Source organism: Micromonospora sp. NPDC048947, from assembly GCF_040649495.1.
Classification (GTDB): Bacteria; Actinomycetota; Actinomycetes; order Mycobacteriales; family Micromonosporaceae; genus Micromonospora; species Micromonospora alfalfae.
Genome location: NZ_JBEZFO010000004.1, coordinates 286,240 through 306,243 on the forward strand (window position 1 = coordinate 286,240; position 20,004 = coordinate 306,243).

The 20,004-nt window shown below is 70.7% G+C and carries 13 protein-coding genes and 1 pseudogene; 9 read left to right on the top strand and 5 right to left on the bottom strand.

Features of this window, described 5'->3' with window-relative positions:
- Positions 1-64 precede the first annotated feature (64 nt).
- From AB0B98_RS08620 to AB0B98_RS08640, 5 genes are all read left to right on the top strand, one after another.
- Entirely contained in the window at positions 65-1,864 is a 1,800-nt protein-coding gene (locus tag AB0B98_RS08620) for a RyR domain-containing protein (RefSeq protein ID WP_357361582.1), read from the top strand.
- Positions 1,854-2,366, top strand: a complete 513-nt coding sequence (locus AB0B98_RS08625) for a hypothetical protein (RefSeq protein ID WP_357361583.1) — start codon at positions 1,854-1,856, stop codon at positions 2,364-2,366. The genes AB0B98_RS08620 and AB0B98_RS08625 overlap by 11 nt, the downstream gene beginning before the upstream one ends.
- Before the next feature lie 217 nt (positions 2,367-2,583).
- Positions 2,584-2,943, top strand: a complete 360-nt coding sequence (locus tag AB0B98_RS08630) for a hypothetical protein (RefSeq protein ID WP_238668092.1) — start codon at positions 2,584-2,586, stop codon at positions 2,941-2,943.
- Positions 2,944-3,154: 211 nt separating this feature from the next.
- Complete coding sequence (locus AB0B98_RS08635; RefSeq protein ID WP_357361584.1) at positions 3,155-6,598, top strand: hypothetical protein; 3,444 nt, start codon at positions 3,155-3,157, stop codon at positions 6,596-6,598.
- A 47-nt stretch (positions 6,599-6,645) separates the two neighbouring features.
- Positions 6,646-10,176 carry a hypothetical protein gene (locus AB0B98_RS08640; protein ID WP_357361585.1) on the top strand — a complete coding sequence of 1,177 codons (3,531 nt, stop codon included), beginning with the start codon at positions 6,646-6,648 and terminating at the stop codon, positions 10,174-10,176.
- 159 nt (positions 10,177-10,335) lie between these two features.
- Here AB0B98_RS08640 and AB0B98_RS08645 read toward each other — a convergent pair whose 3' ends face one another.
- From AB0B98_RS08645 to AB0B98_RS08655, 3 genes are all read right to left on the bottom strand, one after another.
- The gene (locus AB0B98_RS08645) at positions 10,336-10,539 is read right to left on the bottom strand and encodes a cold-shock protein (protein WP_043326981.1); all 204 of its coding nucleotides are present in this window, start codon (positions 10,537-10,539) and stop codon (positions 10,336-10,338) included.
- Positions 10,540-10,896: 357 nt separating this feature from the next.
- A complete protein-coding gene (locus AB0B98_RS08650; RefSeq protein ID WP_357361586.1) occupies positions 10,897-11,445 on the bottom strand; it encodes a hypothetical protein in 549 nt (182 codons plus the stop codon).
- Positions 11,438-12,805, bottom strand: coding sequence for a molybdopterin-dependent oxidoreductase (locus tag AB0B98_RS08655; protein WP_357361587.1), 1,368 nt, complete (start codon positions 12,803-12,805; stop codon positions 11,438-11,440). Before AB0B98_RS08655 ends, AB0B98_RS08650 begins: the two co-directional genes overlap by 8 nt.
- Positions 12,806-12,920: 115 nt before the next feature.
- Between AB0B98_RS08655 and AB0B98_RS08660 the strand changes: the two genes are divergently transcribed.
- The gene (locus tag AB0B98_RS08660) at positions 12,921-13,982 is read left to right on the top strand and encodes an NAD-dependent epimerase/dehydratase family protein (RefSeq protein WP_357361588.1); all 1,062 of its coding nucleotides are present in this window, start codon (positions 12,921-12,923) and stop codon (positions 13,980-13,982) included.
- Positions 13,983-14,006: 24 nt separating this feature from the next.
- Here AB0B98_RS08660 and AB0B98_RS08665 read toward each other — a convergent pair whose 3' ends face one another.
- Positions 14,007-15,419, bottom strand: coding sequence for a hypothetical protein (locus AB0B98_RS08665; protein WP_357361589.1), 1,413 nt, complete (start codon positions 15,417-15,419; stop codon positions 14,007-14,009).
- A 145-nt stretch (positions 15,420-15,564) separates the two neighbouring features.
- On the opposite strand from AB0B98_RS08665, the gene AB0B98_RS08670 reads away from it, so the two are divergent.
- The 3 genes and pseudogenes from AB0B98_RS08670 to AB0B98_RS08680 all read left to right on the top strand — a co-directional run bounded on the left by AB0B98_RS08670 (position 15,565) and on the right by AB0B98_RS08680 (position 17,752).
- Positions 15,565-16,239, top strand: a complete 675-nt coding sequence (locus AB0B98_RS08670; RefSeq protein ID WP_357361590.1) for a glycosyltransferase family 2 protein — start codon at positions 15,565-15,567, stop codon at positions 16,237-16,239.
- Positions 16,236-16,838: pseudogene (locus AB0B98_RS08675) on the top strand (TIGR04282 family arsenosugar biosynthesis glycosyltransferase); the annotation flags it as partial. The gene AB0B98_RS08670 and the pseudogene AB0B98_RS08675, both read left to right, overlap by 4 nt.
- A 275-nt stretch (positions 16,839-17,113) precedes the next feature.
- Positions 17,114-17,752 (top strand): class I SAM-dependent methyltransferase, encoded by a 639-nt coding sequence (locus tag AB0B98_RS08680; RefSeq protein WP_357361683.1) that lies wholly within the window; start codon positions 17,114-17,116, stop codon positions 17,750-17,752.
- 204 nt (positions 17,753-17,956) lie between these two features.
- Here AB0B98_RS08680 and AB0B98_RS08685 read toward each other — a convergent pair whose 3' ends face one another.
- The gene (locus AB0B98_RS08685) at positions 17,957-19,936 is read right to left on the bottom strand and encodes an acyl-CoA dehydrogenase (RefSeq protein ID WP_357361591.1); all 1,980 of its coding nucleotides are present in this window, start codon (positions 19,934-19,936) and stop codon (positions 17,957-17,959) included.
- Positions 19,937-20,004 lie beyond the last annotated feature (68 nt).

The window sequence follows — 20,004 nt, forward strand, 5'->3', positions numbered from 1 at the left end:
GATCCGTAGCCGTCGGTGCGCGTCGAGCCACGATCCGATCGACCTCGTCAAATACCATGAGCTCATGACGGATCCGGTCGCCGGCTCGCCCCGCCCGGCCGGCTGGAGTCTGCGAGTCCTCTTCGGAGTGATCGGGCTGGCCGCTCTCGTCCTCGGCTATGTCGGCTTCGAGCGCCTGCTCCAGGCCCGGCCGGACGTCGCCTACGATCCGTACGACGTGCTCTACTACGACCTGCAACTCTTCGTCTTCGGCGCCGAACCCTTCCAGAACGCCGGCCCGTACCCGTGGCAACTGCAGGTGGCCCGGTTCGCCGCCCCGCTGTTCACGCTCCTCGCCGTGGCCGAGGCCAGCCGGCTGCTGCTGGCCGCCGAGAGCCGCCGCCTGCGCGCCCGGCGGGCCCGTGGTCACGTCCTGGTCTGCGGCGACTCCCAGTTCGCCCACATGCTCGCCGACCGGCTCTTCGCCGACGGTGAACGTGTGGTGGTGGTGCGTTCCGAACCTTTCGGGCCGCTGGAGTACCGGTGGCGCCGGTACCTCGGCGTGGTCGGCGACCCGACCAGCCCCGAGGTGTTGCGCGGCGCCGGCCTGTCCCGAGCCCACACCATCTACGCCTGCAGCGAGGACGACGACCGAAACCACGCGATCGCCAACACCGCCAACCGGCTCATCCAGGACCGACGGCAACCACCGCGGGTCTACATCCTGGTTCACGACTCGGAGATGTGTCTGTCCCTGCAGGCCCGACGACTCGGTGCCGCCGGGTCGAGCCGGCTGCGGCTGGACTACTTCCACGTCGACGACGTCGCCGCACGCGCCCTGCACCGGCACCACCCGCTGCCCAGCGGGGGAGACCAACCGACCAGGATCCTCATCGCGGGCAGCGGCGCCTTCCGCCGGGCACTCCTGGTGGAGACCGCCCGGCACTGGCGCGCATCCCGAGCCGACACCCCCGGGGGCCACGCCGTGCCACCCCTGCGGGTGGACGTCGTGGCACCGGATGCCGGCACCGAGATCGCTCTAGCGTCGTCGCGTTACCCGTTCCTGGCCAGCGTCTGCCAGCTGACCGCGTACGACCTGGACCTCGACGGTGTCGTCGGTCTGGGCCGCGACCGCTACGACCGCATCTACGTCTGCGCACCGGACGAGATCAGCGGCCTGCAGTTCGTGCTGGACACGCCCGCCCTGTGGCAGGGCGCCGAGAGTGCCGTGTTCGTGCCGGTCTACCGGCAGGCGGCGCTCGCCGCGGCCTTCCACGGCGACTCCCGTCACGACCTGCTCGACGAGGTGCACGGCAAGCTCCGCCTCTATCCGGTGCTCACCCACGCCTGCGATGCCCGGCTGATCGCCGAGGACCTCACCGAGCGGCTGGCCCGGCTGATTCACGAGCGGTACCTCCAGGCCCAGCAGCGCGCCGGGGTACGACTCGGCGACGCCCCGGCGATGGTGGACTGGTCACTGCTACCCGAGTCGTTGCGGCGGGCCAACCGGGCCCACGTGCAGGACATCGCCGCCAAGCTGCTGGATCTCGGTTGCGTCGTGGCGCCCCGGCACGGTGGCACCGGTGACGCCTCGGCCGCCAGGCAGGCCATCGACGACCGGATCGAGGAACTCGCCCGACTGGAGCACGACCGGTGGTGCCGGGAACGGCGCGGGGACGGCTGGACGTACGGCGACCCGCGTGATGACGTCCAGCGGCGGCATCCCGCCCTGCGGCCGTGGGACGAGCTGCCGTCCGACGTGCAGGAGCAGAATCGCGAGGAGATCCGAGCGCTGCCCGACGTGCTGTCCGACAGCGGGTTCGAGCTGATCCGGCTGACACCCCCGGTGCCCGCGCAGCGGAGAGGCCCGAGGGATGCCGCCTGACCTCGACCCGGTGCGCGTCGGCGTGACCGGGCACATCAACCTGACCCGCGACACCGAGCTGCTCGTCGCCGACGCACTGCGCGTCGAGTTGGGCCGGATCAGCGACCGGCCCGTGCACGGCGTGACCTGCCTGGCGTCCGGCGCGGACCAGGTCTTCGCGCGCACGATCCTCGATCTGGGTGGCACCTACGAGGTGATCCTGCCGGCCCGCGACTACCGGGTCGCGGTGATCAGGTCGGAGAATCGGCTGGCCTTCGACGAGCTGCTCGACCGGGCGGCAGCGGTCGTCCACACCGGTTACGACCGTTCGGACACCGCGGCCTACGTGGCTGCCAACCGGGAGCTGGTCCGACGGGTGCAGCGACTCGTGGCGGTGTGGGACGGCAAACCTGGCCGCCACCCCGCGTCGACGGACCGGACCATCGACTGGGCACGGCACCACGGCGTCCCGACCACGATCCTCTGGCCCGTCGGTGCCCGCCGAACGTCCCTAGAGGGCTGACGGGCCGGGCCTGCTGCCGGTGGCGAAGCACCGGCGAGAACACCTGATGGCGTAGTTGGTCGGCTGATTTCCTCGGTCGGCGTGGGCCCTCGGCTGGTGGCGTGGTCGTGTGCGGTGAAGCGGCGGGTGCCGTGGGTGCGAAAGGGCGGCCGGTACAGGCCGAAGGACGGACCGTTAAGTCCTCCCGATGTGCGGGGGCTGCCGTGATGATGAAGGGATGAACACACGGCGGATCGTGCTGGCGCTGACCTGTTTCGCGGTAGCCGGCCTGGGCGCAGCCTTCCTCCTGCTCCGGGGAGACAAGGCGAGTCAGGTGGCCACTGTGGTGTCGGCGCTCGTGGCGGTGGCGGCGCTCGGCGTCGCCGTCTGGGCGGCTCTGCCCAGGCAGCGTCCACGTGGGCTGCGGGTGGCGGATACCGGTGACGCACGGGCCGGAGCCGGAGGTACCGCCGTTTCCGGTCTGACCGCTCCGGGCGCCGCAACGGGAGATGACCGGGGAACGGTCGAGGTGGAACGCACCGGCCCGGCCGATGCAACCGACGGCGGAGATGCCACCAGCGGTATCCGACTGACCTGACCGGTGCCCGACTGAGACGTCGTGTTCGGCCCATGGTGGCTGAGCGCGGAGCGCTGGGATGGTCCGGCCAGGAAGGACGCACCTACATGGGACGAACGGAGCCCTGGTGACGGCGCGCGGATGGCGACAACCGCTGACCGCCGTCACCAGCAGTGGGCACGCGCACGCCGCGACTGGTGGGGTGGCGGTCAGCGGCGTCGTACACGGTGACGTGGCAGTGCACGCGGCGCCTGCTACCCGCAGCGGGTACCGGCAGCAGGTTCTGCGGATTGCGCCCCCCGAACTAGTCGGTCGCCAGGCCGAACTGGACGAGCTGGCGGCGTTCTGCACCGCACCGGACCGGGGGCCCTACGTGTGGTGGCAGGCGCCCGCCTGGGCCGGGAAAACCGCGCTGATGTCCTGGTTCGCGCTCAACCCCCCGCAGTCAGCGAAGATCCTGCCCTTCTTCATCACCGCGCGCTTCGCCGGGCAGAGCGACCGTGTGGCCTTCACGGAGGTCGTCGCCGAACAGCTCGCCGCATCGCTGGGGCAGCCGGTACCGGCCCACCTCACCGAAGCCACCCGCGAAGGCCATCTGCTCACCATGCTGGAGGACGCGGCTCACCGATGTCAGGGGCGGGGTGAGCGTCTGGTGCTGCTGGTCGACGGTCTGGACGAGGACCGCGGCGTGACCACCGGACCGGACGCCTACAGTATCGCCGCACTTCTGCCCGCTCGACCGCCTGCCGGGCTGCGGGTGATAGTGGCCGGCAGACCCCATCCACCAATACCTGCGGACGTACCGGCACACCACCCCCTGCGCGACCCCGACATCGTTCGCCCCCTGGACGGATCCCCGCACGCTGCGGCGGTCCGGGCCGACATGGAACGGGAATTGGTGCGGCTGCTGCGCGGCACATCGGAGGAACGGGACCTGCTGGGTCTGGTGGCCGCGGCAGGGGGCGGCTTGAGCAGGTCTGATCTGGCCGCACTGACCAGCATCAACACCTGGGAGGTTGCCCAGCACCTGCGAGCGGTCACCGGCCGGACGTTTGCCACCCGCACCGCCCGTAGGCAGCGAACGGCCGGGCCCGGAGAGGACGCCTGCGAGGTATACGTCCTGGCCCACGAGGAACTCCAGAAGACGGCACTCACGATGATTGGCCCGGACAGGTTGTCCAGGTACCGCGAGCGGCTGCACACCTGGGCGGAGATCTACCGCGATCAGAGCTGGCCGTCGGCCACCCCGGAGTATCTGCTGCGTGGCTATGCCCGGATGCTACGCGCGACCGCTGACCTGCCCCGTGCCGTCGCCTGCGCCACCGATTCCGCCCGCCACGACCGAATGCGCGAGCTGACCGGAGGGGACGCCGCAGCGCTCAACGAGATCGACGCCGCGGAAGCCCTGGTGCTGGCATGCGAGGTGCCTGACCTGGTGTCGACGGCCCTGATCGCCGTCCATCGCCGACGGCTTCTGGAACGCAACACCTATCCATTGAGTTTGCCCGTTGTGTGGGCCGCCGCCGGGCAGCCGGACCGCGCCGAGGCACTGGCCCGCGGAATGGACGACCCCGACGCGGTGGGTGCCGCGCTGGCGAAGATCGCCAAGGTGGTGGGTCTCGGGGGCGACCGGGCGCGAGCGGCCCAACTGGCTGACACCATCGAAGGTCTCGACGGGTTCGACTCGGCCTGCTGGCGGGCGCGCCGAATGGCCGCCGTGGCGGAGGCGGCGGGTGCCGCTGGCGATCACGGCCGCGCCGCTGCTCTGGAGCGCGCCATGGATGCCGTCCTAGCCGATGCCACCGACGGCGAAAAGGCCGATGTGTTGGCGGCGGGTGCACGGGCGGCCGCCGCGAGCGGAAATCGCAGGCGGGCCGGCGAACTCGCCGATGCCATCGAAGAGTTGGCCCGGCGCAATGCCCATTCCTGGTGGCGAAGCGATGTCGAGTGGGCCGCTGATTCAAAGGAGCCGGAGCGTGTGACCATTGCGCTGCGACACCTGGGAGTCCTCGCCGGTACGGTGCGTTCCGCCCAGCGGCGGGCCGAAATCGAGGCGAGGCTGGCGGTGGCTGCCGCTGCTGGCATCGGCCAACACGGCGTGGCGCTGCGCGAGGCGGCCGCGGAGTTGAGCCGGTGGGCCGAACCTCCCCTGTGGTTGTTGGAGGTCATTGAGCCGCTCACGCAGGCAGTGGCCGCCTCGGGCGACGCGCCGCGCGCCGCACGGCTGGTGGACCTGCTCGCGGAGGCGGCTGCGGTCCCTGCTCATCCATGCTGGCAGGACTCAGCGTCGAGCCGGTCCTTGGCCCGGGCGGCGGTAGAAGCGTTGACCACGTGCGCTGACCGGGAACGCGCGGCAGCGCTGTCCCAGTCGATGGAGACCGTGGCCCGCGCCCCGATGGTTGAGGAAACGGGCGTGCTGTTGGTGGCGGCGGCGGGGGCGGCGGCGTTGGCGGGCCAGGACGCACGCGCCGGGGCCCTGGCTGCTGCGATCACCGACCCGGAAGAACAATCCGAGGCGTTGGCCCTGCTGGCGACGGTATCGCTTGGCCGTGGGGATCATCATCGGGCAACTGCGCTCGTCACGGACGCCGAGCGCGTCTGCCGCGACAACGTCCGGCCCGTTCCCAGGGCCCGAGCGTTGGCCGCACTCGCCGGAGTGACAGACGCCGCCGGCCACGGGGAGAGAACCGGACGCCTGGCCGCCGCCCTCGCCGCTCTCGCCGATGCCACCGCATCGCCTTACTGGAAAGCAGAGGTGCAGGTGGAGCAGGTGGGTGTACTGGCGTTGATGGGTCAGACCGACCGGGCCGAGGCGCTCGCACGCACTGTCACCCCGCTGTGGATGAGGAAGTATGTCGGCGCCCGACTGGTACGGACGCTTTCCGTCCGGAGGGAGTTCGACAGGGCCGAAGCCTTCATCCTCGGCCTCGTGGACCGTGAGGAAATGTCCGAGGCCAGCGCGGCGCTGACGCAGGCGGCGATCAGGCACGGCGCGCTCGACCGGGCCGCGAGACTGCTTGACGTGTTCCCGGGTTCGCCGAGAGATCAGGCCCAGCTGCTGGCCTCTTTCACCCGGTCGGCTGCCGTCGGCGGGGCCCGGCACCGCGCCTCCGTACTCGCCGCCTCTCTGCAGGACCTCGCCCGCCTCTGCGCGGGCACCGAGTACCGACAATCAGTGGCGTGCTACGCGGTGGAAGCCCTGGCCTGGAGCCGCTGCTTCGACGCGGCAGAGGAGCTTGCTCGCGGCATCACCGCTCCGTACTGGCGAGCGGCGGCGATGGGGGCCCGGGTGAAGGTGGCCGCGAGGTCGGGTGAGCCGGGACTGGCGGCGGTCTGGACCCACCGGGCCGAGACGTCGATGCCAACCGATCGGTGGGAACGGTCCATGTGGCTGCAACACCTGGCGGAGGCGGCGACGATGACGGGGAAGATGGGCGCGGCCCTGGACCTGGCTGAGCGCATCCCGCTTCCCGCCTGGCGCGCCGACACCCTGGCGAAGCTGGCGCAGTTCGTCGAGCCCGCCCAGGGACGGCGGCTCATGGCACGCGCGTTCGCCCTGGGCGATTGGAGTGACCTGCTTGAGGGCCTCCTCCAATTCGCCCCTGCGGCGCTCCCGGCTCTCACCGACACACTTCTCGGCTGGGAGGAGACGAGCGACGGCTACGCCGCAGGTTAGCGGGCTACCAAGGTACTGGGCGCTGGCTCGGCGGATGGAGCAACGCCGTGACGCATCACAAGGAGCGAGGCATGCTGCCCCAAGACGAGCATTCCGCGGCGGGTGGACGAAGAGGCCAGGCGGGGCCCGTGAAAGTGTCCGGCACCGGCGGGGCGCAGGCGCAGACCGGGGCGGTGGCCAACAGCGGCATCGTCTACGGCGACGTACAGGTCGGTATACAGCCGGTACCGCGTTCCGGGTACGGCGAGCAGATCAGGCGGATCGTCCCGGAGGTGCTGGTCGGCCGCGAGGCGGAACTCAGGGAACTGGCCGCGTTCTGCACCGACGACGCAGGCGATCCCTACATCTGGTGGCAGGCCGGGGCGTGGGCGGGGAAGACCGCGCTGATGTCCTGGTTCGCTCTGCACCCACCCCCTGGAGTGCGGGTTGTCCCGTTCTTCGTCACGGCCCGGTTTGCCGCACAAAACGACAGAGTCGCCTTCACCGACGTCGTCCTGGAACAGCTTGGCGAACTGCTCCGCGAAGGTCCGGCCCCGTTCCTGACCGCCTCGACCCGCGAAACGCACCTCCTGCGGCTGCTGAACGACGCGGCTCACCGATGTCAGCGGCGGGGCGAGCGTCTGGTGCTGCTGGTCGACGGTCTGGACGAGGACCGCGGCGTGACCACCGGACCGGACGCCTACAGTATCGCCGCGCTTCTGCCCGCCCGACCGCCTGCCGGGCTGCGGGTGATAGTGGCCGGCAGACCCCATCCACCAATACCGGCGGACGTACCGGCACACCACCCCCTGCGCGACCCCGACATCGTTCGCCCCCTGGACCGCTCTGCCTTCGCGCAGGTGATCCGGACGGAGGCACAGCGCGAACTGAAGCACCTCTTGGCGAGTTCGGGGCATGAGCGTGAACTGCTCAGTCTGCTCACCGCCTCGGGCGGCGGCCTCGGCACCGCGGAGTTGGCCGAGCTCACGGACCTGAACCCGTACGAGGTGGAGGAGATACTGCGCAGCAGGGCCGGGCGCACCTTCCGCCCGCGGGAGAGCCACTCCCGGCCGGGCGAACTCCCTGTGGTCTTCGTCCTGGGGCACGAGGAACTTCGCGAACACGCGGTCCGGATGCTCGGGCCGAAGATACTGAGTGCCTACCGGGATCGGATCCACGCCTGGGCAGACGCATGTGCTGCCGCGCGATGGCCGCTGGGAACCCCGGAATACCTCCTGCGTGGCTACTTCTCGCTGTTGCTCTCCACCGGGGATGTGTCCCGGATGGCCGTCCTTGCCGCCGATTCCGCTCGCCATGATCGGATGCGGGACCTGACTGGCGGCGACTCGGCGGCTCTGACCGAGATCCGCTCGGTCCAACACACCCTGTCCGAGGCGAACACACCGGATCTCACGGCTCTGTTCCGATTGGCCGTACGGCGCGATGCGCTGCACGAGCGCAACGAATGCGTCCCGGCCAGTCTGCCGGCGGTGTGGGTTGAGCTGGGGCAGCCTCGGCGGGCCGAGGCACTGGCCCGGAGCCTGTCTCAACCGCGCCAGCGCGCCGAGGCGCTCATTGCGGCGGCGCAGGCGCTGGCCGGCACTGGCGCACAGGAAGATGCCGAGGCGGTGCTCGCGGAAGCGGCCGAGAACGCACGTGCTGAACGCGACCCGCAGGATCGCGTTCGGGGCCTGGTCGACGTGGGACGGGCCTGGTGGTCGGTCGGACACCAGGCAGCGGAAGCCGCACTGCGGGAGGCGGAGGCCCAGGCGGCCGCCCTGGTCGTCCCCTCCGAGCAGTCGGAGGCGCTGGTGACCGTGGCCGAGGGATGGCAGGAGACCGGCCACCTCGACCGAGCGGGGACGGCGGTCTGGACGGTCATCGAGCTGGCCCGCAACGGGCTGTCGTTTGCCGAGGAATGGCGACGCGTCGACCTCCTCGCCCGCGCGGAACGGGTGCTCCACGCGCTGAAGGACACAGAGCACGCCCATCCGGGGTGGCCACAGACCCAGACGCTGATCGGGGACGGAGACCTGCTCTCTGAGTCAGCCTTCCCTCTCCACGTCGCCTGGGTCCTGCGGGACCGCCCGGAGCAACGCGGACGAGTCGGCGACCTGCTGGCCAAAGCCGAAGCCGTCGCACGGTCGGCGGCGGCAGAGGAAGAGGGAGGGCCGGACTCCACCCTGCTGCGGATAGGGATTGTCCTGTCTGCCGCCGGTTTCACCGAGCGCGCCGAGGACATCGCCCGCGACATCAGAGAGAAGGACCAGCTACTGGCCTTTGTCAGCAAGGATCTAGCAGGGTTCGGCAAGACATCGCAAGCTGAAGCATTGGCCCGTTCCATCGGCGACGCCTACCACCGGGTGGCTGCTCTCGGCTCGGTGGCGAAGGCGCTGATCGTCGAAGGGCGACACCCCGAGGCGTTCTCCCTGGCCGTCGAGATTGAGGCGCTGGCGCACGACACTGTCGATCCGCTGCGCGATGCCTGGCAGCTGATCGACCTGGCAGACGCCCTGGCCAAGGCTGGACGGCGGGACCAAGCCCTTCCGTTGCTCGGTCAGGCCGAAGTCCTCATTGCGGCGCAGATTGATGATCCTCAGGCCGCGGAACGAGCAGGGCATCGACTGGGCAGAGCACTGGTCAGCGCAGGGGCGCCGGACCGAGCCGAGGCCGTGGCCCGCGGGCTGACCGATCCGCTGTGGCGCGTCCGGATTCTCACAGCAGTAGGGCAATCGGCGGCCACCGGCACCGACCGGTCACGCGCTCTTGCGGTCCTGCAGGAGGCGGCGGAGACAGCCGCCGCGCTCACCGACCCCACCCACCACGCATACGAGCTCAACGACATCGCCGTCGCGCTGGCAACCGCTGGCGCGGGGAAGCAGGCCGAGTCGCTGGCACTGTCGATTGAGTTTCCGGGAGAGTACGGCAATCCAGCGCTCGACCGGGTGGGCAGGGAACTAGGCGTCCAAGGGCAGCAGGCACGTGGAACGTCCATCCTCATCCAGTGCGAGACGGAGGCCCGGGGACTGAAGGACATCGGTCGCCGCGCCTGGCGACTGACGCTCGTCGCTGAGGGTCTCGCGGCCTGCGGGCACCCGGAGCGGGCTGCCCTGCTGCTCGTCGAGGCCGAAGCCGCAGGCCGAAAGCTCTCCGACCCGACGGATCGCGTCGACTGCCTCATTGAGGTCGGCGAGGCATTCATGGCCTGCGGGGACCACACTCGGGCGCGCTTCCTCCTCACCGAGGCTGTGGAGTCGGGCCGTGCCCTACCAAGCCGTCACAGTCGCAGTAGGGCACTCTTCCTGGCCGGAATGGCCTCGGTTTCCGCCGGTGCGTATCGGGAGGCCGAGGAACTGGTACCCGAGATCGACGACCCCGCCCTCCAAGGGCGGGTGCTCACCGCACTGGCACAGGCGGTGCCTCCACAGTGGGCGCGTCGGCTGGTCGCGCAATGCCTGCTCTCCTCTCCGTGGCGATACGCGTTGGACGGCCTCGCCGTGACCAGCCCATCAGCACTGGCAGCGGTAGCGGATGAGGAATACGGAAGAGCAGAAGGCGACGCCGCGACACCAGAGGCGGGAAGAAAGGCGGGTGAGTAGCCGATCCATTTCGGCCACCGGCAGCGTCGCGGCCGCGGCGCTCGTTTGCGCGACCCACTCGCCTCCCGATCAGATGATTCTGAGATGCCGTGGCGAGCGCATGAAACGCCGAACGGCGGCACGGCTGAATCAGCCGGGCCGCCGTTCGCGGAGCGTGGATCAGAGCGGGCGGATGTTCTCCGCCTGCGGGCCCTTCTGGCCCTGGGTGACGTCGAACTCCACCTTCTGGTTCTCGTCAAGGCTGCGGAAGCCGCTCGCCGAGATCGCGGAGAAGTGGGCGAAGACGTCGGCGCCGCCGTCGTCCGGGCTGATGAAGCCGAAGCCCTTGTCGGCGTTGAACCACTTCACGGTACCTGTAGTCATGTCTGCTCCTCGCAGGCTGTTAGAGACCGCACTGTGCGGACCCTCACGCCGCCGCGTTGATCACCCGCGTCGAAACGACACGAAAAACGAAAAGCGCCTGGGTGGGTTTCGGATACCCATCAGGCGCTGGAAAACGTCTACGGAAATCAAAACTGCAACCCGGTTACCGTAGCAGATGATCCGTCGTCCATCCCTGTGGGGGAGTGGGGACCTGGTCACTGACTTGGTGCGCCTGCCTGCGGTCTTCGGCCTCGACGCCAAGGCACTGCCACCGATCACCCCCACTTCGGCCTGGGACAGTTCCGCGGACCTCGTCATGCTCGTGCCTTTCGGGGTCAGCGACGGGGAGTCACCTGTTCAACGCGCCGAACCGCCGACCCGTCGCCAGCGGATCCGCCACACGAGGTACCAGACGCCGCTGACCAGGAACAGCGTGGCGGTGATTGCCAGCCAGCGGGCCAGGTACGGATGCTGGTCCTGACCGGTGGCCGCGAGATAGGTCTCCCGGCCCTGCCGCAGGATGCCGGGAAGGTAGACCAGGAACAGCAGCCCGGTGGCGAGTGCCGGTACCCGGATGTGGTTCAGCGGGGATGGTCGGGATGGCGTATGCCCGGCTCGGCGAGGCAGCGGGTGGTGTGCGGCGGGCGACTGACCGTCCGTAGCGGCGTGGCCGGAGCGCCGGAGCGCACCGCGCAGCACCCGGTCGGCCGACGCGTAGATCGGAAAGAGGATGAGGTCGTGGGCGACGGCCGCGCCGACGAACCAGAGCAGCATCCGGCCGGCCGTGGCCTCTTCGGCGATTCGCAGTGCTACCCAGCCGGTGAGGGTGAAGCAGGCGATCATGGCGACGAGGTGCTGTGGGGACGATCCGTAGGCCGCCCGGAATCGGGGGAGAGGCTCAGCCATCGGCGCCGGTCCGGAAGGTGATGTCGGCGACCCATTTCGTGCAGTGCACGCCGGGCAGAGCGGGAACGATCACCCGGGCGGGAAAGCCGTGGTCGGCCGAGAGATCGGCGCCGTTGACCCGCAGCGCGAGCAGAGAGTCGGCGTCGAGCACCTGGTTGGCCTGGAGGATCGCCTGGTTGAACAACCCGGCCTTCTCCAGCGACCGCACCTGCGCCGACGCCGGATCGTCCACGCCGACCAGGGCGGCGAGGTCGCGCAGTCGTACACCTGACCAGGTTTGTCGTGTCGACCACCCCTCCACGCAGGCGATCGGCAGGCGGGCGGTGTGCTGGCCCATGGCCAGCAGGCGGGGACGGTCGAGGGTGACGAGACGGCCGCCGCCCCGCACCGTCAACCGCCACCGTTGCCCGGTCTCGTCTGGCCGAATACCTGCCGTGGCGGCGGTGCGGTTGATCGGAAAGCCGTTCGGTCCGGTGCCGGGCTCACGTCCGCGCGGTAGCAGCAGTGCGGTGCGACGCCAGCGACCGTCGAGGCTCTGCCCGATCGTGAGGGCGCCGAGCAGCAGCGACAAACCACCGACCAGGGCTATCGCGCCGCGTCGGCTCATTGTCGGTGCGCCGGGTGTGGTGGCCACCAGGTCGTCCGGATCGGGTGGCTCGGGCCGGGTCGCGGTCAGCGGGGTACGCAGCTCGGCCCGACGTGGCTCGCGCTGCCCCGGTCGGCGGGGGTCCCGCAGGGCCGGCCGGGATCGGAGTGCGCTGACCAGCCGGGGCAGCTTCAGCGTCACGTGTGCCACGAACGCTGCGATGAAGACCCAGGCGCCGAAGTAGTGCGCGGTGTAGAAGTCGAAGCCGAACAGGTACGCGTACTGGATGTTGAGCAGACCGGTTGCGATCTCGAAGAGGATCCCGCCGACCAGCAGCAGCAGGGACAGCCGCTCCAGCACCTGGGCCAGCGAGCGGGCCGGTGGCCAGATGAAGAGCTTCGGGATCACCGACCAGAGCTTCGCCAGCACCACGGGGATCAGGATGATGCCGAGCGTCACGTGCAGCCCCTGGGTGACCCGGAACAGCCAGGACGGCCGAGTCGGCCAGTCGAACGGCGGCAGCCGTAACCAGCCCACCTCGCGGGGTAGGGCCTGATCGAACTGGGGGCCGTAGGCGGCGTAGTCGAGCAGCCCGGTGATGATCACCAGCGGCAGCCCGACGAGGAGCACGGCGCCGTAGACGGCGGTCAGCCATGGACCCCGCAGCGGGCTGCGCCAGCGGTCTCCGCGCAGACCGGGGATCGGTGGGGGGTGCCGCTCAAGGGCCCTCCACCACCGCTGGGGGAAACCCGTCTGCCGGTCCGTCACACCCATATCCCGCGACGCTAGACGCCGTGGGCGCCGAAGTTGGCGCATACCGGGATACCGATCGCCTGGCAGGCAGGTGAAGCAGCCGCGCACGGGCCCGGCGCGGGCTACGGTCACCGGGATGCGGGTACTGCTCACCGGCGCGGCCGGTTTCATCGGATCGCAGATCGCCGACCTGCTCGTCGCCGCGGGCCACGACCTGGTGGCGCTCGACGCGTTGCTGCCTCAGGCACACGGCCGGGAAATCCCCGAGTGGTCCCGGCGGCACGCCCCGGTGGTCGGTGACGTCCGGGACGCCCCGCTGCTGGACCGGCTTCTTCCCGGAGTGGACGTGGTGTGTCACCAGGCGGCGATGGTGGGACACGGGCTGGATCCGTCCGACGCCCCCGACTACGTCAGCCACAACGACTACGCCACCGTGGTGCTGCTCGCCGCGATGCACCGGGCCGGTGTGACCCGGCTGGTGCTGGCCAGCTCGATGGTCGTCTACGGCGAGGGTCGGTACGTCTGCGCGGCGCACGGCACCGTACGGCCCGCCTCCCGTAGTGTCGCCGATCTGGCCGCCGGCCGGTACGAGCCAACCTGCCCGGACTGCGCGGGCACCCTCTCGCCAGCTCTGGTGCCCGAGGACGCGCCCCTTGAGCCGCGAAGCACGTACGCGGCCACCAAGCTTGCCCAGGAACACCTGGCCGCCGCGTGGGCGCGGCAGACCGGCGGGAGCGTCTGGGCGCTGCGCTACCACAACGTCTACGGCCCTCGGATGCCCCGGGACACCCCGTACGCGGGGGTGGCCTCGATCTTTCGGTCCGCACTGGCGGAGGGTCTGCCGCCGAGGGTGTTGGAGGACGGTCGGCAGCGCCGCGACTTCGTCCACGTCACCGACGTCGCCAGGGCCAACCTGCTGGCGTTGACCGCCTCGCCACCGCGGGGCCTCGTGCCGGTCAACGTCTGCTCGGGCGAGCCGCACACGGTGGGTGAGCTGGCTGTTGCCCTCGCTGAGGCGATGGCCGGGCCGGCGCCGCAGATCGTCGGTGGTGGCCGGGCGGCCGACGTCCGACACGTGGTCGCCGATCCCCGGCGGGCGGCGAAGCTGCTCGGCTACACCGCCCGGGTCGGGTTCGCCGAGGGGGTGGCCGCCTTCGCCACCGATCCGCTACGGGAACCGGCCGCCCTCACCGCCTGAGGCCGTCGCACTGCCGCCGGCGGATCAGGACACCGTCCACAGCAGGTGACTGACCGCGAGAGCGGTGGCCACCTGCCCAGCCAGCCACAACCGTTGGGCGGCCGGCGGCAGGTGGGCGGCGGCCACCAGCAGCCAGACCACGAACGGTAACCAGATCCGTTCCACCTCCGCCTTGCTCAGCCCGGACAGATCAGCCGCGACGACCGCCAGCACGGCGGCCAGCGGCAGCAGCACCGTCGGCCCGGCTCCCCGCAGGGCGTCAAGCCAGGCACTCATCCCGGCTCGGTCCGGCCCACGCCATCGCATCGCTACGCTGCGCGCCGGACCGGCCGACGCGAGCGCGGTCCTGCGCAGTGCGGGCCCGAGCGCCGGGCCCGCACAGAGCAGAAGCGCCGCCATGTTCGCCCACACCCAGTAGCCGTACGGGCGATCCGCCGCCCAGCCCTGGTGATACCGCTCAACCACCAGGTGGTAGCCGTCCAGCCACCAGAAACCGGCCAACGTGAAGGTGGCAACCACCGCACCGGCGCCGGCCAGTGCGGCGAGCATCGCCGGCCACCGGTCTCGCGGTCGCAGTGCCACCACCGCCAGGGCGAGGACGCCCACGAGTACGAGGCCGTACGACAGGTAGAGGGCGAAGCCGAGCAACAGGCCCCCGACCGCGGCGGCGACCAGTCCCCGCACCACCAGCAGGGCCAGCCCCGCCGCGACCACACCGGCGAAGATGCCGTCGGCCGAGACTCCCACCCAGATCGCGCCGGGCAGCAACACCAGGAACGGCAGCACCTGGCGGGCGGCTTCTTCCGCGCCGAGGGCCCGCAGCGTCACCGGCACCGACACGGTCACCGTCGTCCCGACCAGCACGCATGCCAGGGCGGCGACGGTGGGGCCGCCGAGGCCGATCCGGTCCAACCCGACGAAGAGCAGCAGCGCACCCGGTGGATGGCCGGCGGTGTGGGTGGACCACGCGTTCGGCTGAAAATCGAGGATCCGGGCGCTGAAGCCGGCCAGCATGGTCGTGATGTCGGCGACTCGGGGCACCTCGTGCAAATATTCGGCCTGCGGGGTGAGTCGGCGGGTGAAACCGGCCGACCAGCCGTCCACCAGCGCCAACGACATCGTCCACGCGACCGCCGCGAGGTAGGCGGCAACCAGCAGCCGGCCCCACCCGGCGGTCCGGGCCCACCGGACGCCCCAGCCGAGCACCACGGCGGCGACCAACAGCGCGGCCGGGGTACCCCAACCCAGGTGCGGACGCCAGGTGGCGTAGAGAGGCGCGGCGTCGGCGTGCAGACCGACACCGCGCGCGTTGAGCAGCGCGCCCACCGCCACCGAGGCAGCGACCAACGCCACCTCGACGCCGAGCACCACGAGGTCGGCGTCGACACGCCGGGCGGGCACGTCCGGTCCCCGGCGCAGGGGCGCGAGCACTCTCATGACGACCGGACGGTACGGCCATCACCGGCCCGGTGGTGCGGGAACGGGCCGGACATCACCGTTCGATGAGGGAGCGACCCTGGCATGGACGCTGATGGTCTGATTTCGCCCATCCAAGGCGGCTTGGCGTCCTAGCGTTTCCGGTATGCCATCACCGATCGACGTGGTACTGCCGTGTCTCGACGAAGCCGCGGCGCTACCCGGCGTCCTGACCGCCCTGCCACCCGGCTACCGGGCGATCGTGGTGGACAACGGCTCCCGGGACGGCTCAGCGGAGGTCGCGGCCCGGCACGGCGCCCGGGTCGTCCACGAAGCGCGTCGGGGCTACGGCGCGGCCGTACACACCGGCCTGGAGGCGGCGCAGGGCGCACTGGTCTGTGTGCTCGACGCCGACGGCTCCTTCGATCCCACCGAACTCCCGGCACTGGTCGCGCCGGTGGCCAACGGGTCGGCTGATCTGGTGGTCGGTCGTCGCCGGCCCGTCGCCGCCGGTGTCTGGCCGTGGCATGCCCGGGCCGGCACCGCGCTGGTCGCGGCGCTGCTGCGGCACCGGGGCATACCGCTGCGCGACCTCAGCCCGATTCGGGTGGCCCGCCGCGAAGCGCTGCTCGGCCTCGGAGTCACCGACCGCGCCTTCGGATACCCGTTGGAACTACTCATCCGCGCCGCCGCCGCGGGCTGGCGGATCCGGGAACTCGACGTGCGGTACTCGCACCGCGCCGTCGGCACCCGGTCGAAGGTCTCCGGCTCGGTACGCGGCACGCTCCGCGCGACCCGGGACTTCGCCGGGGTACTGCGCACTGTGGAGCGATCGCGGTGACAGTTCTGCTGGTGATGGCGAAGGCACCCGTGCCCGGGGCGGTGAAGACCCGTCTCTGCCCACCGGCCAGCCACCTGCAGGCGGCCCGGATCGCCGCCGCGGCACTGCTGGACAGTCTGGACACCGTACGCGCCACGCCCGGCGTCACACCCGTCCTCGCCCTGCACGGTCGGCTGGCCGACGCCGAAGAAGCCGCCGAGCTGACCGCGGCGATTGCCGGCTGGCAGATCCTGCCGCAGCGCGGCACCGACCTCGGCGATCGTCTCGCCAACGCCCACGCCGACGTGGCGGACGCCTACCCGGGTCGACCTGTGCTCCAGATCGGCATGGACACGCCACAGCTGACGTCGGCGCAGCTCGATGCGGCCGTCCACCGCCTCACCCTGACTGACGCCGTACTCGGCCCTGCCATCGACGGCGGGTGGTGGGCCCTGGGCCTGCACAACCCTCGGCACGCCGCCGTGCTTCGCGCCGTGCCGATGTCCACCGCACTGACCGGACACCACACCATCGTGGCCTTACGCAATGCGGATCTGCGGGTAGATCCCTTACCCCTGCTTCAAGACGTCGACGAGTGGGCCGACGCACTGGCGGTGGCCGCGTCGACTTCCAGCGATGCGCCGACATGGTCGACCGACGTGACTGCCGACGGTCGCCCTGGGCTTGCCGACGGTCGTCCTGGTCGGGCCGCGACGGTCTTGCCCGGGCGGTCCGGGGGCCAGAAAGCGGCCCACCCGGAGGCCCACCCGGCGCGGCACGGTACCGGCAGCCGCTTCGCCCGCCAGGTCGCGGCGGTTCAGCGCAGCCTGACGCCCGGGAACCCACGGTGAGCCGCAGCATCCGGACCAGACCGACCGAGGCATTCGGCAGCGCGTTGCGGCGCCGCACCGACGACCACTGGCTGGTGCACTGCGACAACGGTTGGCGCAGCCGTCTGCCGGTACGCCGGTGGCACGGCCCGGCCGAACCGGCGGTGGCCGCACTCGTCGCCCGATGCACCGGCCCGACGCTCGACCTTGGCTGCGGTCCAGGCCGGCTCACACTGGCACTCACCCGGGCCGGACTGACCGCCGTCGGAGTCGACATCTCCGCGCAAGCGGTTCGGTTGACCCGGGCCCGAGGCGCAATCGCCCTCCAGAGAGACGTCTTCGCCCCACTGCCCGCAGAAGGGCGTTGGGCGCACGCGCTACTGATCGACGGGAACATCGGCATCGGCGGTGACCCCGTCACCCTCCTCGGCCGGTGCCACGACCTGCTGCGCCCCGGCGGCACCGTGCTCATCGAACTCGAAGCACCAGGCCCAGGACTGTGGCGCGGTCAGGCCCAACTCGCCCTTCAGGCCGCCGGCGGTGGTTCTCGCCTTGGGCCACCGTTTCGGTGGGCCCGACTCGACACCATGGCCGTCACCGGGGTGGCCTCTACCGCCGGGCTCACGGTCCGCGAGGTGTTCCGCCGTGATCGCCGTTGGTTCGCCGAGCTGGCCGAGGACAGCTCTGGCGCGGTCACCCCATGAGGTGAGGTCATTGCCGGCTTGCATCTGCGTTCACGACACTGAAGCGTGCCCTCGCGCTCACGGTGACCGCGGCCCTGGCCCTCGGCGTCGCCGCCTGCGGCGAACAGGACGACGCGTCCGACAACGGCAAGAAGATCACCAAGCTGGAGAAGACCAGCTTCTGAAGCCTTCCGCCCAGACGTCAGCGCCGCAGGACTCTTCCTCCTACGCCGGGACCACCTGGGGATCGTCGGCGGCGTCGTGGGTGGCCATGCTCTCCTGCCGCTGGGGTTCCTCTCTGAGGATGGCGCAGTGCAGCCAGGCGTCCGGGATGGCGAAACCGTCCACGAGCGTGCGCAGGTGCGGGCGTAGCTCCTTGAGTAGGCCGTTGACCACGCCCGTGATGGCCTTGGCGCGGGCCGGTGTGAGCCGGCCGTGCTCCAGGAACCATCCCTTGTTGGCCTCGATGACGCTGAGCGCGTACAGGTCACAGACCCGCGAGAGCAGCGCCCGGACCGCCGGGTCGGGGGTGTCTTCGATGCCGGCGACGAACGCCTCCAGGGTGACCCGGTCGATGTGCGCGGCGGCGACGGTCAGGACGTGGTCCTGGACGTCGTTGAAGATGTCGAAGGGCCGGTCCTTCTTCGTGGCCGCGCCGTTGCGCAGGCGGCGGACCGCCCCGTCGAGAAGGTGCCTCTCGCGGTCCTCGAAAACCTTGAGCTGCCAACCGCGGTCGGTGACCGCGACCTCCTCGTCACGACCTGGCACGGCGCTGATCAGCCGCTCGATGAGCGACCGCGCGGCGGTGCGTTCGAGCACCATCTCGCGGACCTGCTCGGCGACGAAGGAGGCCCGGCCCCAGCCGTCCAGCGAGCCGAAAGCGTCCCGGTGGCCGGTGAGCAGCCCCTTGGCCACCAGTTGGAGCAGCACCGTGTTGTCGCCCTCGAAGGTGGTGAAGACGTCGGTATCGGCCTTGAGGCTGGGTAGGCGGTTCTCGGCAAGGTAACCGGCGCCGCCGCACGCCTCGCGGCACATCTGGATGGTGCGGGTCGCGTGCCAGGTCTGCGCGGCCTTGAGGCCGGCGGCCCGGGATTCCAGCTCCCGTTGCCGATGCTCGTCGACCGGCCCGTCGCCGCCCTGCACCTCGCTGAGCGCGGCGACCAGCTCGGTCTGGGCGAAGTGCAGCGCGTACGTGGTGGCCAGGGCCGGCAGCAGCTTGCGTTGGTGGGCCAGATAGTCGTTGAGCAGCACCTCCCGTTGCGCGTCGGGGGTGCCGAACTGACGGCGGATGTCGCCGTAGCGCACCGCGATGGTCAGCGCCGACTTCGTGGCCGCCGACGCCGCGCCACCCACGCTCACCCGGCCGCGGACCAGGGTGCCGAGCATGGTGAAGAAGCGCCGGGAGTCGTTCTCGATCGGGCTGGAGTACGTCCCGTCCTGTGCGACCTGACCGTAGCGGTCCAGAAGCATGTCCCTCGGCACCTGTACGTGCTCGAAGGTGAGCCGTCCGTTGTCCACGCCGAGCAGGCCGGCCTTGGCCCCGGCGTCGCCGATGCTCACGCCGGGCAGCGGGTTGCCCCGCTCGTCGCGGATCGGCACCAACCACGCGTGTACGCCGTGCCGCTGACCGTTAGTGATCAGCTGCGCGAAGACCACCGCCATCCGCCCGTCCCGGGCGGCGTTGCCGATGTAGTCCTTGCGGGCCGCCTCGTGCGGGGTGTGCAGGTCGAAGGTCTGCGTCTGCGGGTCGTACGTGCAGGTGGTGCGCAGCTGCTGGACGTCGGAGCCGTGCCCGGTCTCGGTCATCGCGAAGCAGCCGAAGACAGTGCCGGAGACAATGTCCCGCAGATAGGCGTCGTGGTGCCGCTGGGTGCCGAGGGCTTGGACAGCGCCGCCGAACAGGCCCCACTGCACGCCCGCCTTGACCATCAGCGACAGGTCGACCTGCGCCAGCATCTCACTGGCGATGATCGAGCCGCCGACGTCGGAGCTGCCGCCGTACTCGGTGGGGAAGGCAGAGGCCATGCCCAGTTCGGCGGGGAGTTCGCCGAGCAGTCGGGTGATCCGCTCCCGTGCCTGGTCACCGGTCTCGCCGTACACCGGGAGGAAACGCGCGTCGAGGTGCTCCCGGTGCGCGTTGCGGACTGCGGCCCACGGTCCGTCGAGCACGTCCCGCAGGCGGGCGATGTCGATCTGATCGGGCACGGTCCCCCCTCAGTTAGCGGACATATGCATACAGGTCGTACTCGATCAAGGATAGCCGCGCCAGTGAG